Raw genomic sequence first — 14,080 nt, 5'->3', positions numbered from 1 at the left:
CACACAGGAGCTGACTGCGGTCCGTCAGACGGCGATCACATTTCGATCACGCCGCCGACGCGGCCGGACGTACCACCGCGTCTCCCCCCGCGGCGCGGGCGGGGCGGGGACGCCCGGGCCGCCCGGACGGTGCGCGTCAGGGCGGGGACGCCCGGGCGCGCACCGTGCCGGGCAGGCGCCGGAGCCCGGCGCCGGGCCGGTCAGCCGCCGGAGGTGTCCAGCTCGGCGTCGGCGTCGGGCACCGCGAGGTCGTAGGGGTCGTCGAGCCAGCCCGCGGGCAGGTGGACCCGGTCCCGGGCGTTGGTCTTGCCGCGCGGGGTGTCGGCCACCTCGCCGGGCCAGGGCTGGGCGGGATCGAGCTCGGTCAGGCCCTCGCGGAGCCCGGCGAGCGAGGAGGAGGTCGCCAGGCGGCGGCGCAGGTCGGCTCCGACGGTGAAGCCCTTGAGGTACCAGCCGACGTGCTTGCGGAAGTCGGTCACGGCGGTCGCCTCGCTGCCGAAGCACTCGGTCAGCAGCGTGGCGTGCCGGTCCATGACCGCGGCGACCTCGCCCAGCGCCGGCCGGGCCCGCTCGCCGCTCCCGGCGCACATGGCGGCCAGGTCGGCGAAGAGCCAGGGGCGCCCCAGGCAGCCCCGGCCCACCACGACGCCGTCGCAGCCGGTCCGCTCGATCATCCGGCGCGCGTCGTCGGCGCTCCAGATGTCGCCGTTGCCGAGCACCGGGATCGCGGTCACCGCCTCCTTCAGCCGGGCGACGGCCTCCCAGTCGGCGGTCCCGCCGTAGTGCTGGACGGCGGTGCGGCCGTGCAGGGCGACGGCGGCGACGCCCTCCTGCTCGGCGATCCGGCCGGCGTCCAGGTAGGTCAGGTGGTCGTCGTCGATGCCCTTGCGCATCTTCACGGTCACCGGGAGCGCGCCCGCGTTCCGCACGGCCTCGCGCAGGATGGCGCGGAACAGGTTGCGCTTGTACGGCAGGGCCGAACCGCCGCCGCGCCGGGTGACCTTGGGCACCGGGCAGCCGAAGTTGAGGTCGACGTGGTCGGCCAGGTCCTCGTCGGCGATCATCCGTACGGCCCTGCCGACGGTCCGCGGGTCGATCCCGTAGAGCTGGATGCTGCGCGGCCGCTCGTCCGGCGCGAACCGGACCATCCTGAGCGTCTTGGCGTTCCGCTCCACCAGCGCCCGCGTGGTGATCATCTCGCAGACGAACAGCCCACCGCCCTGCTCGCGGCAGAGCGTGCGGAACGCCGAGTTGGTGATCCCGGCCATGGGCGCCAGGACGACCGGCGGCCACACCTCGAGCGAACCGAGCTTCAACGACTCCACCCGGCTGTTCTACCGCACGCGACCGGGTGGGACGAACCGGTCACCGGGCCGGAGCCCGGCCGGCGCGGGCGGCCTTCGCCCGGCGTCCGGCGGGCGAAGGCGGCCTCCCGGGAAACCCTCGGTTACGCAATCACCCGGAAAACCCGCTAGAGTTCTCTCGTCGCCACGGGCGGGAACGCCCGGGGAGCACGCGGAAGTGGCTCAGGGGTAGAGCATCACCTTGCCAAGGTGAGGGTCGCGGGTTCGAATCCCGTCTTCCGCTCGGAAGAGACCCCTCGGGTCTCACTCGGTGGAGTGGCCGAGAGGCGAGGCAACGGCCTGCAAAGCCGTGTACACGGGTTCAAATCCCGTCTCCACCTCTGGCCTTCCCGACGCGGACGATTAGCTCAGCGGGAGAGCGCTTCCCTGACACGGAAGAGGTCACAGGTTCAATCCCTGTATCGTCCACCACCATCACGACGGCCGCTCCGTGCGGCCCGGCGGATCCGCCCTCGCACGCCGGCGACCGGCCCGAGAGCACGGCCTCTCGTCGGCCCGCGCGTGGACGGCGGAGCGAGACGGCGGCCGGGGCCCATGTCCTACTGTCGGATCCCGGTCGGCCGCAGTCCCGCCGGAAAACCCTCCGCCGTCTCGACGGCCGCTTCTCTCATCCTCGGTGTCAGACCGGAGACGACTCCTCAGACACGCCAGGGCATGTACTGGAGGGTCCAGGTGTTGCCGTCCGGGTCGGCGAAGCGGGCGTAGTGGACACCGCCCAGGTCCTCGATCGGCTCCACCTCCGCACCGCGCTCGATGAGTTCGGCGCGGGCCTTCTCGATGTCGCTCACCACCAGGTGCAGTCCGCGCAGCGTTCCCGCTGGCATGTCGAGGGACCCGACGCCCTCGGTCAGGGCGATCGAGCAGGCCGAGCCGGGCGGGGTGAGCTGGACGATGCGGACCCCGTCCGCGGGCCGCACGTCGACGTCCACGTGGAAGCCGAGCCGGTCGGCGTAGAAGGCCTTGGCCCTGTCGATGTCCGTGACGGGCACCGGGACGAGTTCGAGGAGGAACATGCCGGGGCGGACGGGCGGCGCGGCGGGGTCGGCCGGGACGTCTGCGACGTCGGCCGGGATCTCGTTCTGCGTGGGCCGGGGCCGGGTGTCGGTCATTGCGGTTCGCCTTTCGGGGTCGTCTCGGCGAGACGGTCGTACGCCTCGCCCGCGCCGCGTTCCACGGAGGTACGGAGCGGGCCGTCGCGGATCCCCGGCGAGGGGGTGGCGCACCGCGGTGGTCACCGCAGCCTCGCCCTGCCTCGGCCGGGCCGGGGCCACCCGCCGGGTCGGCCGGCCCGGCGAAGGCCGCGCCGGGAACGGCGGCGGCCATCTTCATCACCTTTCGATTTTATAACCAGATAGTTTTCTATCGTGCCGGGCGCGGTCCCGTCAAGGATCCGGATCGAGCGGCCGCATCATGCCCACGTCGGCATGGACGGCGCGCCCGCCCCGTTTACGACAGGGTTGGCATCCGGCGGAGACACCACCGTCCAGCAAGACGTCCATCTCATGTGGTGCCTGGTCGGCCGCATAACGGGCCGCTTGGCAGATGAGCGGCCGCGCGGTTCCCGGTCAGGGGTCCTGAGAGGCGGGTCAGCCGGGCACCAGGAGGTTGTCGCGCTCGACGGCCTCCAGGGAGAGCGTCTTGTAGCCGACCTCCTCGAACAGGACGGTGACCCGGTCGTTCTCCCTGCTCATCACCGTGCCGGGGCCCCAGGCGCTGTGCCGTACCCGGGCGTGCATGGCGAAGGGGCCTCCGGCGACCTCCGGCGCCTCCGCCTCCCCGGCCCGGCAGGTGTCGCAGCGGCCGCAGGTCCGCTCGTACGGCTCGCCGAAGTACTCCAGCAGGAACCGGCGGCGGCACCCGGTGGTCTCGGCGTAGCCGCGCATCATCTCGATGCGCGACTCGTCGACGCGGCGGCGGGTCTCCTCCAGCCCCACGGCCAGCTCCACGGCGCGCGCCGGCTCGGGGCCGCCGTCGGCCCGGCGCAGCCCGCCCCGTCCGGCGGGCTCGACGGCGCCCGCGCGCTCCAGCAGGTTCACCACCCGGGTCAGGCGGGTGGCGCTGACGCCGAGCACCTCGCGCAGCTCGCGGACCGGTACGGCGCCGCCGTGCTCGCAGACCAGCGTCGCGACCCGCAGCAGCAGCTCCTCGTCGGGCCGCCCCGCGGCGAAGAACCGGCGCAGCCCCAGGTCCTCCGGCCGGTAGAACAGCACGGCGTCGGCGGGCTCCCCGTCCCGCCCGGCCCGGCCGATCTCCTGGTAGTAGGAGTCCGGCGAGTCCGGCGGGGCGGCGTGCAGCACGAACCGCACGTCGGGCTTGTCGATGCCCATGCCGAAGGCGGAGGTCGCCGCCACCACGTCCAGCCCGCCGTCGCGGAACAGCTCGTGGACGCGGTGCCGGTCGGCCGCCCGCAGCCCGGCGTGGTACGCCTCGGCCCGGCGGCCGGCCTCCCGCAGCGCCGCGGCGTACTCCTCGGCGGCGCGCCGGGTGGCGACGTAGACCAGTCCGAGGCCGGGGCGGGAGGCGGCGTCCTCCACCACCGCCCGCCGCAGTTCCTCGTCGGTGACGAAGCGGCGGACCTCCAGTCCGAGATTGGGCCGGTCGAACCCCCGCACCACGTGCAGGACGTCCCGCAGGCCCAGCGAGGCGGCGATCTCCTCGCGGACGGCCGGGGTGGCGGTGGCGGTCAGCGCCACCACCGGCGGGTGGCCGAGCCGCTCGATCACCCGCCCGAGCCGCAGGTAGTCGGGACGGAAGTCGTGTCCCCAGGCCGAGACGCAGTGCGCCTCGTCGATGGCGACCAGTGAGGGCCGGGCGGCCCGCAGCCGGTCCACCGTCTCGGGTTTGGCGAGCTGCTCGGGGGCCAGGAAGACGAACTCGGCCTGGCCCGCCCGGACCTCCTCCAGCGGGGATCCGCCGGGCTCCGCGGAGTTGACCGCGACCGCCCCGCCCGCCTCGGCCTCCTCCAGGCCGGCGACCTGGTCGCGCTGGAGGGCGATCAGCGGCGAGACCACCACGGTCGGTCCGTCGAGCAGCAGGGCGGGCACCTGGTAGACGGCCGACTTGCCGCTGCCGGTCGGCAGGACCACCAGCGCGTCCCCGCCCCCCAGCAGGTGGTCCATGGCCTCCAGCTGCCCCGGCCGCAGGTCCGTCCACCCGAAGACCTCGCGCGCCACCCCGCGCAGCCGTTCCACCCGCGTCCCCGTGCCGTTCCCCATGTCGTCCCCCCCTGTGCCGGCCGGCAGGTGGTCCGCACCGCCCGCCCGGACACCGGCTACCCACCGGGCGGCGCGGTACGCGCGGGAAGGCGCCCTCCGGATACGGCGACCCACACCGGGAAGGGAGGAAGACGTGCATCTCGACCTGCGCGGCCGGCTGCGGCGGCTGGCGTTCATGGCTCCGTCCATCGTCCAGTGCGCCGTGGCCTCCGCGCTCGCGTGGACCGTGGCCAAGGACGTGTTCGGCCACGCCCGGCCCTTCTTCGCGCCGATCGCCGTGGTGGTCTGCATCGGCGTCGCCGTCGGCCAGCGCCTGCGCCGGCTGGTGGAGCTGGTCGCCGGGGTGAGTCTCGGCGTCGGCGTCGGCGATCTGCTGATCGCCCGGATCGGCTCGGGGAGCTGGCAGATCGCCCTCGTCGTCGCCCTGGCGATGGGCACCGCGGTGTTCCTGGACAGCGGCACGCTGATCGTGCTGCAGGCGGGGTCGTCGGCGGTCCTGGTCGCCACCCTGCTGCCGCCCAGCGGCACCGGCGGGCTGGACCGCATGATCGACGCGCTGATCGGCGGTGTGCTGGGCATCGCCGCCATGGCCCTGCTGCCCGCCAGCCCGGCGGCCATCGTCCACCGGCACGCCGCCGCCGTGCTGGAGACGCTGGCCGCCGCGCTCGGCGGGGCCGCGGAGGCCGTGGAGAAGGGTGATCCGGAGCCGGCCATGGCCGCGCTGCGGCGGGCCAGGGACGCCCAGAGCACGATGGACGCCTTCGGCGAGGCCCTGGAGACGGGCAAGGAGATCACCACCGTCTCGCCGCTGCGCCGCCGGCGGCGTCAGCGCTTCCTGCGGTACGAGACCGCCCTCACGCCGCTGGACCACGCGCTCCGGAACATCCGCGTGCTCTGCCGGCGGGCCGTCGTCGCCATGCAGCAGCAGGAGGTCCCGCCGTCCCGCCTGCCCCGGGCGCTGCGGGATCTCGCGGCCGCCGCGCTGCTCTTCCGGGACGAGCTCGCGGCCGGGCGGCGGCCCGACGGGACCGCGGCCGCGGTCCTGAGGGCGGCGGCCCTGCTGGCCGAGGCGCCCGCCGGCCGCTCGGGGCTGTCCACCGACGCCGTGATCGCCCAGGTGCGCTCCATCGTCGTCGACCTGCTCGAGGCGACGGGCGCCGACGGGGAGACCGCCGCCGCCGCGCTGCCCCCGCCCGCCGGCCCGCCCTCCGGGCGCCCGCCCGGTCCGCCGATCGGGGGCACGGACGGGGGCGCGGGGGGAGGCGCGGCCGGGTGAGCCTGTGCGGGGCCCTCCGGGCCACCCTGTCACGGCAGCTTCGCGACCCGTTCGAAGTTCTCCCAGGCACGCACGCAGTTGGCGCGCCGGTCGTCCGGCGGCAGGCGCCTGCAGACGTGGGCGCCGCCCAGCGGGTGGTCGGAGGCGTCGGCGCCGTAGGGCGGACCGCCCGGCCACCCGCCGGTCCCGGGCACGGACCCGGCGGGAGGCACGGCGGGAGGCACGGCGGGAGGCACGGTGGAGGGCACTGCGGGAGGCACGGCGGACGTCCCCGCGGGGGGCTCGGCGGAGGGCGCGGTGGAGGACCCGGCAGAGGGCCCGGTGAAGGTCCCTGCCCCGTCCCGGGGCCGCGCGCCGTCACCGCGTACGGCCGGGCGCACCGGCCGCCCCCTGGGACCCGGCGCAGCCGCGCGCGGCCGGACGGACCCGCCCGGGCCCGCGTCGTCTCCGCGGGCGGTCGCCGCCGTGCGCGGGCCGGGACGCTCCTCCCAGGCGGGCCCGTCCGGCCGCGGGACCACCCGGGGAGGCGGGGCCGGCACCCGGGTGGCGGCGGTCTCCGGACCCGTACGGGGGCCGGTCCCCGTGCCCGCCGTGGGAGCGGCCGTCCTTCCGGTCTCCGCCGGACCCGCCGGCGGATCCCCGGCCGTGGGCGGCGCCGTACGGGAGGGCACGGCGGAGGCGGGCGCGTCGCCCGTGTCCCGGGAGGCGTCCGGCGCGTCCTGCGCCGCCGGAGGAGCGGGGGTCCCGGAGCCCGCGCCGCCGGACGGTCCGGCCCCGCCCGACCACGCGGCGGCCCAGCCCACGGCGGCGGCCAGGAGGATGAACGCGCCGATCAGCACGGGCCGGGCGGGGCCGCCGCGGGGGATCCTCGACCGGGAGCGCGTGTTCCTGCCGGGGAAGCGGGGGACGGTCGCCGGGCCGCCGCGGGGGTCGGGGTCGGCCGGGGCGGAGGGCTGGAGCGGGTCCTGCCCGTAGGGCACGCGGCCGTGCCGTACGGACCTGGGGGTGGGTCCGTGGTCACCGTGCATCTCGCCTCCCGTGTCGCAGGTGATCCGTTCCAGCCTGCCGGAAAACACGGAGCCCGGGTAAGCGATTACAGAAGGATCACAGAAGTCGCCGCCGCACGCCCTGAGCAGCGGCAAGAGGCATCAATCGCGTTCCGGGCGTTTCCCCGGATTGGATCAGGGAATGGGAGATTCGCACCTTTATCGATTTATATGGATAAAACAGATATATGAAATTCATGCCAGATTTTTTCGATCGGCGGCCGGAGCGCTCCTCCGGAGCCGGGCGGTCCCCGGGATGAAGCCCTCCGCCGCAAGCCCCCCTCCCGTCCCGCGCGGGCTGACCGTGGGGGTGGAGGAGGAGTTCCTGATCATCAGCCCCGAGACCGGGCGGACCGTCCCCGCGGCGGACGCCGTCCGCAGGCGGATCACGGGCCCGATCGCCGCGCGGATCCAGCCCGAGCTCATGAGGTTCCAGATCGAGACCAACAGCCTCGTCCACACCGACCTGGAGGAGCTCCGGCGCGACCTGGCCGGGATGCGGGCCGCCGCCGCGGCCGCGGCCGAGGGCGCAGGCGCGTGCCTGGCCGCCTCCGGCACGGCCCTGCTCGGCACCCCGGGCCCGCCGCCGCTGAGCCCCTCCCCGCGCTACCAGCGCATGTACCGCCAGTACGGCGGCATCCTGCAGGGCCAGGGCGTGTGCGGCTGCCACGTGCACGTCGGCATCCCGGACCGCCGCGAGGCGATCCAGGTCAGCAACCACCTGCGCCCCTGGCTTCCGGTGATCCAGGCCCTGATGAGCAACTCCCCGATCGCCGACGGCGTGGACACCGGGCACGCCAGTTGGCGCGTCGTGCGGTGGACGCGCTGGCCGAGCGCCGGACCGCCGCCCCTGTTCTCCTCGCCGGAGCACTACGACGCCCTGGTCGACACCCTGTACGCCACCGGGGCCATCATGGACCGGGGGATGGTCTACTGGTACATCAGGCCCTCCCACCACCTGCCGACCCTGGAGTTCCGCGGCGCCGACACGTGCGCGACCCTCGACGAGGCCGTCATGCTGGCCGCGTTGATCAGGGCGCTGTGCGCCGTCGCCCTCGCCGACGTCAGGAGGGGCCTGCCACCGCCGTCCGTCGACCAGACGCTGCTGAACGTGGCCTACTGGCGGGCGGCCCACGACGGGCTGGAGGGCAACGGCTTCGACCTGCTCTCCGGACGGCGCCGACCGGCCTGGAAGCTGGTCGGCGCCCTGCTCCAGCGGGCGCGCCCCGCCCTGGAGGAGAGCGGCGACCTGGCCTTCGTGACGGAGACCGCGGCCCGGCTGCGCGCCACCGGCTCGGGGGCGGCCCGCCAGCGCGCCGCCTACCGGCGGCGGCACAGCGTGCCCGACGTGGCGCGACTGCTGGTCGAGCAGACCCGGGCCGCCTCCGAACCCGCCCTGCCCGCCGCCCGGATCCCCACGCGGTAGCCGGGGCCCGCGCGAAGGCGGCTCCCCGGGAACCCGCGGCCGCCGGGCCGGTCCCGCACGGCGGGGCGGCGGCGGGACCGCCCCTCGCGCCCCCGCCCCGCGGGCCGTCAGCGCGCCGCCTCGGCGACCTTCCCGTCCAGTTCGAACACCTCGGCCAGCTCCATCTGCCGGCACGAGCGCATCAGGCGCGGCGGGAGCCCGGCGAGCCTCAGCCGGCCCGAGACGGTGGCCAGGCGCCAGCGGATCCCGAGGAGCAGCGTCCAGCCCGCGCCGTCGCAGGAGTCGAGGTCGTGCACGTCCAGGACGAGGAAGCGGTGCCCCTGGTCCACCAGCTCGCTCAGCACGCGCCCGAGCAGGTAGGCGGTCGACATGGTCAGGCTCCCCGCCAGGGTGATGACGGTCTCCTCCGAGCCGGAGCCGATCACGAACTTCAGCTCGGCGACGGGCCGGGACTCCTGCGGCTTCACCGCGACGACGGGCTTGATCTGCGGCGCTTCGCGGGTCTGCAGGGCTTCGCGGGTCTGCGGGCTTCCCATGATCGGCGACCTCCTCGGACGGGCGGCAGGCGACGGCTCCGCCGCACTGGCTGAGGGGGTTGCCTGTCTGTTTACCCGCAAACCATTCTATATCACTCTATGTAGTTGCAACGTCACTCATATCGTTCACCCTGGTCCGGTGAGACTGTTTTCACATCACCGACACCCCGGCGCACCCGGCCGCGCGGAAACCGCGCACCCTCCGTCCACCGACCGGATGCCCGTTCTCACGCCGTGTAAGCGGAGGAGACCGTCGTGGCGGCCCCGCGCATCCGCCTCCGCCCCGGCCGGAGCGGGCGTCTCGCTATCGTGGGGCGGTGCCCGACGCCCTCCGCTCCCGCCTCCCCGCCGCGCTGGCGGCCGTCACGACCGTCGCCGCCGGGCTGACCCTCCGGGCGGCCGCCGACGGCTGGTTCGCCGAGTACGGCGGCGACGCCCTCTACACCGTGCTCGTCCACGCGCTCGTCGTCACCGCGCTGCCCCGCGTCGCGCCGGTGCGGGCCGCGGCCGGAGCGCTGGCCTTCAGCTGGGCGGTCGAGCTCGCCCAGCTCACCCCCGTCCCCGCCGCGCTGGCGGAGGTGAGCGTCGCGGCCAGGCTGGTGCTCGGCAGCACGTTCGGCGCGGCCGACCTCGCGGCCTACGCCGCCGGGGCCGCGGCGGCCGGGACGGTGCACGCCCTGCTCCGCCGCCGCACGCCCGCGGGTGCCCCCCTCGCGACCGGATAACCTTCGCCCATGCCCGAAGGACACACCATCCACCGCCTGGCCGCCGAGCACCGGCGGCTCTTCGCCGGGCGGGAGGTCGGCGCCGACAGCCCGCAGGGCAGGTTCGCCGCCGGGGCGCGGCAGATCGACGGGCGGGTGCTCCGGGAGGCCGACGCGCACGGCAAGCATCTGCTGCTCGGCTTCGACGACGACCGCTGGCTCCACGTCCACCTCGGCATCTACGGCAAGTACGCCTTCGGCCCGGCGCCCGCCCCCGCCCCCACCGGCGCGGTGCGGCTCCGCCTGACCGGCGCGCACGCCTACGCCGACCTGCGCGGCCCGAACACCTGCGAGCTGCTGGACCCGGTCGACGTCAAGGAGCTGCACGCCCGGCTCGGCCCCGACCCGCTGCGCGCGGACGCCGACCCGGAGCTCGCCTGGCGGCGGATCTCGCGCAGCCGCACGTCCGTCGCGGCGCTGCTGATGGACCAGTCGGTGGTCGCGGGGGTGGGCAACATCTACCGGGCCGAGGTGCTGTTCCGGCAGGGCATCGCCCCGGCCACGCCCGGCCGGGAGCTGTCCCGCGAGCGGTGGGAGGCCGTCTGGGCCGACCTGGTGGTCCTGATGGCCGAGGGGGTGCGGGCCGGCCGGATCGACACGGTACGGCCGGAGCACACTCCCGAGGCGATGGGCAGGCCGCCCCGCGTCGACGACCACGGCGGCGAGGTCTACGTCTACCGGCGGGCGGGCATGCCGTGCCTGCTGTGCGGGACGGAGGTCCGCACCGAGACGCTGGTCGGCCGCAACCTCTTCTACTGCCCGGGCTGCCAGCAGGCCTGACGGCGTCCGGGGCCGCTCAGAGCAGCCGCAGCACGGCCTCGACCGACTCCCGGCGGGCCGGCAGGAGCGGCAGCCGCACGCCGGCGGTGGGGATCGCCCCCCGGGCGTGGAGCACGCCCTTGAGGACCGTGGGGTTCGGCTCGGCGAACAGGGCCGCCGCCAGCGCGGAGAGCCGGTGGCCGAGCGCGCGGGCCCGCTCGGCCTCCCCCGCCTGCCAGGCCCCGGCGAGGGCGGCGAAGTCGGCGGTGCGCAGGTGGGCGGAGGCGAGGACGCCGCCGGCGGCGCCCAGCGCGAGCAGCGCGGAGAAGAACACGTCGTCCCCGGCCAGGACCGCGAAGTCCGGGGGCGGATCGGCCAGCAGCGCCACGGTGCCGGCCCCGACGCCGCCGGTCGCGTGCTTGACGCCGCGCACCATGGGCAGTGCGCCGATCGCACGCAGCGTGGCGGCGCCCACCTCCTGGCCGGTCCGGTGGGGGATGTCGTAGACGATCAGCGGCACCGGGGTGCGCCGGGACAGCTCGGCGAAGTGGGCCAGCACCCCCTCCTCGCCGGGGCGGACGAAGGAGGGCACGGCGACCAGCGCGGCGTCCGCCACGCCGGCGAGGCCGCGCAGCGCCTCGGCGGTGCTCCGGGTGTCGCCCGACCCGGTCCCGACGATCAGCGTCGCGTTCCGCTCCCGGCGGACCCGGGCGCACACCTCGACGACCGTCCGCCGCTCCTTCCCGGTCAGCGCCGAGGCTTCGGCGGTGGTGCCGAGCGCGACCAGCCCGGCCGCGCCGCCGTCGAGCACGGCGTGCGCCAGGCCCTCCAGCGCCTCGGCGGCGACCTCGCCGTCGGCGGCGAAGGGGGTGATCAGCGGGACGTGGACACCGGAGAACGTCATGGCCCGAGCCTGGCAGCCCCCGGGTGTTCAGGTCCAGTTAGCTTTGCTTGCCCGAGAATTCAGTGGTGCTGATGTGTCACATCAGGGTGCGGGCGCTCCAGAGCTCGGGGAAGACGTCCCGGCGCATGCTCCGCTCCAGCCAGGCCAGCCCGTTGGACCCGCCCGAGCCCGGTTTGGCACCCATGGAGCGCCGCACCGCCATCAGGTGGCGGTAGCGCCAGTCGGAGAACTTCTCGGCCAGGTCGACGAGCGCCTCGGCCAGCGGCTCCAGCGGCCCGCGGCAGACCTCGACCCAGACGGCCTCCACCTCCGGGCTGGGACGGTACTCGGCGGCGTAGTCGCGCTCCGTCACCTCGCGCGGGACCGCGTAGCCGCTGCGGGCCAGGAAGGCAAGCACCGAGTCGTAGAGGCTGGGCCTGGACAGCGCCTCCACGAGCTCCTCGTAGGCGGCGGGGTTGCGGCGGTGCGGGCGGATGAGCGTCTCGGACTTGAGCCCGAGCAGGAACTCCACGTGGCGGTAGTAGGCCGACTGGAAGCCGGACGCCTCGCCGAGCGCGTCGCGGAACCGGTTGAACTGGGCCGGGGTGAGCCAGCCGAGCGAGGCCCAGGCGGCGTTGAGCGCCTCGAAGTGCCGGACCGTGCGCCGGATCGTGGCGAGCGCGGCGCCGGCGTCGTCCTCGTCGAGCTGCCGCTGGGCCAGCCGCCACTCGGTGCGCAGCAGCCCGAAGTACAGCTCCATCACCTGCGTGGTGACCAGGAAGGCGAGCTCCTCCGGGGCGTCGGTCGCGGTGCGCTGGAGGCGGTGCAGGGCGGCGGTCCCGACGTACTCGTCGTACGGCGTGACGGAGTCGAAACCGAGTGTGGGCAGCCCCCCGTTCTCCGCGGCACGGACGGCCCGGTCCTGCTCGGTGCGCTGCTTGGTGCTGTTCACTGCTCCCCCTTGTCGTTCTCCCTTCCATCCTGTCCCAGGCCTCCGGTTCAGAAAATATTGCGATAAAAGCGATTTGACGGTTTACCTTTGGATCGGAAGGCCGGAGGCGGTTTCCGGTTCACGGATGACGGAGCGTGACGATGGACGCGATGGACTGGGCGCTCCTGGCCGAGCTGCAGCGGGACGCCCGGCTGTCCTACAGCGAGCTCTCCCGGCGGGTGCACCTGTCGGCCCCCGCGGTGGCCGAGCGGGTGCGCCGGCTGGAGGAGTCCGGAGTGATCACCGGCTACCACGCCCGCGTGGATCCGGCCCGGGCCGGGCGCGCGGTGGCGGCGCTGATCAGGATGTCGTGCTACGGCCCCCGGTGCGTGCTCCGTGACGAGCAGGCGCTGTCCTGGCCGGAGATCTGCGAGGTGCACCGGGTCACGGGGGAGACGTGCTGCCTGCTGCGGGTGGCGGCCTCGTCGATGGCGGCCTTCGAGGAGCTGATCGACCGGCTGGCGCCGTACGGGCATCCGTCGAGCATGATGGTGCTCTCCAGCCCGGTCCCCTGGCGCCCGCTCTCCCCCTGACCCCGGGCGGGCCCGCCCTTCCCCGCCCCTGCGGGGCCCGCACCCACCGCCCCGTGCCCCCGGCGCACCGCGGCCCCGTACGGTCCCGCCCCGGCCTCACCTCCGCCGGGGACCGCCGCGCACCCGGTCGGCGATCACCCCGGCGGTCGCCCGCCAGATCGGCGAGGCCGGATCGATCACGTCGAAGTGGTCGCCCGACATCTCCAGGTAGGTCACGTCGTCGCCCGCCGCGCGGGCGGCCCGGGCGTAGCGGCGGCCCAGGTCGACCAGGTCGGGATCGTCCCCGCCGCCCTGGACGACGAGCTGCGGGACCTTCAGCGGGAGGCGCTCCAGCGGGCTGGAGCGCGCGTAGACCTCGGGTGCCTCCTCGGCCGGGCCGCCGAGCGCGGCCGCGACCGCGCCGGCGCTCAGCCGCCTGCGGTCGCCCTCCACCAGGTCGAGCACCCCGGCGAGGGAGACCGCGAGGGAGACCCGGTCGTCGTCGGCCGCCGCGCGCAGGGCGAGCTGCCCGCCCGCCGAGTGGCCGATCACCACGAGCGGGCCGGACGCCTCCCCCGCGGCCAGGGCGATCCCGGCTGCCACGTCCTCGGTGGTCGCGGCCCAGCCGTGCCGGTCGGGACGGCGGTATTCGAGGTTCCAGACGGCCAGGCCGCGCCCGGCCAGGTCGGCGCAGAGCGCGTCCATCAGGTCGGCGCCCCAGACGGACCGCCAGTAGCCGCCGTGCAGCACCGCCGCCACCGGGGCGGGCCCGGCCGCCTCGCGCGCGGGCCGCACCTCCGCCCACTGGTCGGGGTGCGGGCCGTAGGCGACCCGGCGCGCGGGCCACCGCAGCCGGTGCACCGCGCGCCGGACCGCCCACGCCAGCCCCCCGACCCCGCGCCCGTGCAGGTGCTCCGGGCCCGCCGGATCCGCTACCGGGTGCAGGTCGAGCCAGACCGCCCGGGGGTGGCGGGACACGAGGGCCCGCACCCCGGGATCGGGGCCGGGCAGCACGACCGGGACCTCCGGCGAGGCCAGGAGCGCCTCCACCTCCGCCGCCCCGGCGGCGGCCGCCATCCTCCCCCGGACGCCCAGCGCGGCGAACTCGCGCTCGGCGATCTCGGAGAGCAGGCGGAGATCGGCGACCAGGCCGGGACCGGCCACCACCACGACATCCGGAACATCCGGGACAGGGGTCGTCATCCGCTCATTGTCACCCTCGCCGGTCCCGGCCGCGAACCTCCGCCGCACCGGAGGGGCCGGCGGCCCGCGCCGGGCCGCCGGCGCGGGGGGCGGCGGGGCCAGGGC

Annotated in this window: 13 protein-coding genes and 3 tRNA genes; 8 read left to right on the top strand and 8 right to left on the bottom strand. The window is 75.5% G+C overall.

Annotated elements, in window-relative coordinates; all coding sequences use genetic code 11:
* Window positions 1-200 precede the first annotated feature (200 nt).
* Window positions 201-1,325 carry a tRNA dihydrouridine synthase DusB gene (gene dusB / locus ABD823_RS29965; protein ID WP_344865484.1) on the bottom strand — a complete coding sequence of 375 codons (1,125 nt, stop codon included), beginning with the start codon at window positions 1,323-1,325 and terminating at the stop codon, window positions 201-203.
* A 190-nt stretch (window positions 1,326-1,515) separates the two neighbouring features.
* Between dusB and ABD823_RS29960 the strand changes: the two genes are divergently transcribed.
* From ABD823_RS29960 to ABD823_RS29950, 3 genes are all read left to right on the top strand, one after another.
* Window positions 1,516-1,587, top strand: a tRNA-Gly gene (locus ABD823_RS29960).
* 26 nt (window positions 1,588-1,613) lie between these two features.
* Window positions 1,614-1,684, top strand: a tRNA-Cys gene (locus ABD823_RS29955).
* A 16-nt stretch (window positions 1,685-1,700) separates the two neighbouring features.
* Window positions 1,701-1,775: transfer RNA gene (locus ABD823_RS29950), tRNA-Val, on the top strand.
* A 227-nt stretch (window positions 1,776-2,002) separates the two neighbouring features.
* Here ABD823_RS29950 and ABD823_RS29945 read toward each other — a convergent pair.
* Window positions 2,003-2,473, bottom strand: a complete 471-nt coding sequence (locus ABD823_RS29945) for a VOC family protein (RefSeq protein WP_344865482.1) — start codon at window positions 2,471-2,473, stop codon at window positions 2,003-2,005.
* Window positions 2,474-2,950: 477 nt separating this feature from the next.
* Window positions 2,951-4,579, bottom strand: a complete 1,629-nt coding sequence (locus tag ABD823_RS29940) for a RecQ family ATP-dependent DNA helicase (RefSeq protein ID WP_344865480.1) — start codon at window positions 4,577-4,579, stop codon at window positions 2,951-2,953.
* 133 nt (window positions 4,580-4,712) lie between these two features.
* Between ABD823_RS29940 and ABD823_RS29935 the strand changes: the two genes are divergently transcribed.
* The gene (locus ABD823_RS29935) at window positions 4,713-5,855 is read left to right on the top strand and encodes an FUSC family protein (RefSeq protein WP_344865478.1); all 1,143 of its coding nucleotides are present in this window, start codon (window positions 4,713-4,715) and stop codon (window positions 5,853-5,855) included.
* 29 nt (window positions 5,856-5,884) lie between these two features.
* Here the strand turns inward: ABD823_RS29935 and ABD823_RS29930 are convergent, their stop codons facing one another.
* The gene (locus tag ABD823_RS29930) at window positions 5,885-6,115 is read right to left on the bottom strand and encodes a hypothetical protein (RefSeq protein ID WP_344865476.1); all 231 of its coding nucleotides are present in this window, start codon (window positions 6,113-6,115) and stop codon (window positions 5,885-5,887) included.
* Between the two features lie 1,042 nt (window positions 6,116-7,157).
* Between ABD823_RS29930 and ABD823_RS29925 the strand changes: the two genes are divergently transcribed.
* Window positions 7,158-8,327: a carboxylate-amine ligase gene (locus ABD823_RS29925; RefSeq protein WP_344865474.1), complete on the top strand. Its 1,170-nt coding sequence runs from the start codon at window positions 7,158-7,160 to the stop codon at window positions 8,325-8,327.
* 107 nt (window positions 8,328-8,434) lie between these two features.
* On the opposite strand, the gene ABD823_RS29920 is transcribed toward ABD823_RS29925, so the two are convergent.
* Window positions 8,435-8,863: an STAS domain-containing protein gene (locus tag ABD823_RS29920; RefSeq protein ID WP_344865472.1), complete on the bottom strand. Its 429-nt coding sequence runs from the start codon at window positions 8,861-8,863 to the stop codon at window positions 8,435-8,437.
* 317 nt (window positions 8,864-9,180) lie between these two features.
* Here ABD823_RS29920 and ABD823_RS29915 point away from each other — a divergent pair, with 317 nt between their 5' ends.
* Together ABD823_RS29915 and ABD823_RS29910 are read left to right on the top strand one after the other, a co-directional pair.
* Complete coding sequence (locus tag ABD823_RS29915) at window positions 9,181-9,588, top strand: ribosomal maturation YjgA family protein (protein ID WP_344865470.1); 408 nt, start codon at window positions 9,181-9,183, stop codon at window positions 9,586-9,588.
* Window positions 9,589-9,597: 9 nt separating this feature from the next.
* On the top strand, window positions 9,598-10,407 hold the full coding sequence (locus ABD823_RS29910; protein ID WP_344865468.1) for an Fpg/Nei family DNA glycosylase: 810 nt from the start codon (window positions 9,598-9,600) through the stop codon (window positions 10,405-10,407).
* Between the two features lie 16 nt (window positions 10,408-10,423).
* Here ABD823_RS29910 and ABD823_RS29905 read toward each other — a convergent pair whose 3' ends face one another.
* Window positions 10,424-11,290: a dihydrodipicolinate synthase family protein gene (locus ABD823_RS29905; RefSeq protein ID WP_344865466.1), complete on the bottom strand. Its 867-nt coding sequence runs from the start codon at window positions 11,288-11,290 to the stop codon at window positions 10,424-10,426.
* A 76-nt stretch (window positions 11,291-11,366) separates the two neighbouring features.
* Window positions 11,367-12,221 carry a tryptophan 2,3-dioxygenase gene (locus tag ABD823_RS29900; protein WP_344865464.1) on the bottom strand — a complete coding sequence of 285 codons (855 nt, stop codon included), beginning with the start codon at window positions 12,219-12,221 and terminating at the stop codon, window positions 11,367-11,369.
* A gap of 140 nt (window positions 12,222-12,361) precedes the next feature.
* Between ABD823_RS29900 and ABD823_RS29895 the strand changes: the two genes are divergently transcribed.
* The gene (locus tag ABD823_RS29895; RefSeq protein WP_344865462.1) at window positions 12,362-12,793 is read left to right on the top strand and encodes an Lrp/AsnC family transcriptional regulator; all 432 of its coding nucleotides are present in this window, start codon (window positions 12,362-12,364) and stop codon (window positions 12,791-12,793) included.
* Window positions 12,794-12,889: 96 nt separating this feature from the next.
* Here ABD823_RS29895 and ABD823_RS29890 read toward each other — a convergent pair whose 3' ends face one another.
* Window positions 12,890-13,975 (bottom strand): alpha/beta hydrolase, encoded by a 1,086-nt coding sequence (locus ABD823_RS29890; protein WP_344865460.1) that lies wholly within the window; start codon window positions 13,973-13,975, stop codon window positions 12,890-12,892.
* Between the last annotated feature and the right edge of the window lie 105 nt (window positions 13,976-14,080).

Origin of the sequence: Planomonospora alba, assembly GCF_039534085.1 — a bacterium.
Taxonomy (GTDB): Bacteria; Actinomycetota; Actinomycetes; order Streptosporangiales; family Streptosporangiaceae; genus Planomonospora_B; species Planomonospora_B alba.
This window is presented reverse-complemented; position numbering and strand designations above follow the sequence as displayed.

Bases quoted from the DNA above. Each gene is read 5' to 3' on its own strand.
- ABD823_RS29945 (WP_344865482.1), bottom strand. From the start codon at position 2,473: ATGACCGACACCCGGCCCCGGCCCACGCAGAACGAGATCCCGGCCGAC.
- ABD823_RS29940 (WP_344865480.1), bottom strand. From the start codon at position 4,579: ATGGGGAACGGCACGGGGACGCGGGTGGAACGGCTGCGCGGGGTGGCG.
- ABD823_RS29925 (WP_344865474.1), top strand. From the start codon at position 7,158: ATGAAGCCCTCCGCCGCAAGCCCCCCTCCCGTCCCGCGCGGGCTGACC.
- ABD823_RS29920 (WP_344865472.1), bottom strand. From the start codon at position 8,863: ATGGGAAGCCCGCAGACCCGCGAAGCCCTGCAGACCCGCGAAGCGCCG.
- ABD823_RS29910 (WP_344865468.1), top strand. From the start codon at position 9,598: ATGCCCGAAGGACACACCATCCACCGCCTGGCCGCCGAGCACCGGCGG.
- ABD823_RS29905 (WP_344865466.1), bottom strand. From the start codon at position 11,290: ATGACGTTCTCCGGTGTCCACGTCCCGCTGATCACCCCCTTCGCCGCC.
- ABD823_RS29895 (WP_344865462.1), top strand. From the start codon at position 12,362: ATGGACGCGATGGACTGGGCGCTCCTGGCCGAGCTGCAGCGGGACGCC.
- ABD823_RS29890 (WP_344865460.1), bottom strand. From the start codon at position 13,975: ATGACGACCCCTGTCCCGGATGTTCCGGATGTCGTGGTGGTGGCCGGT.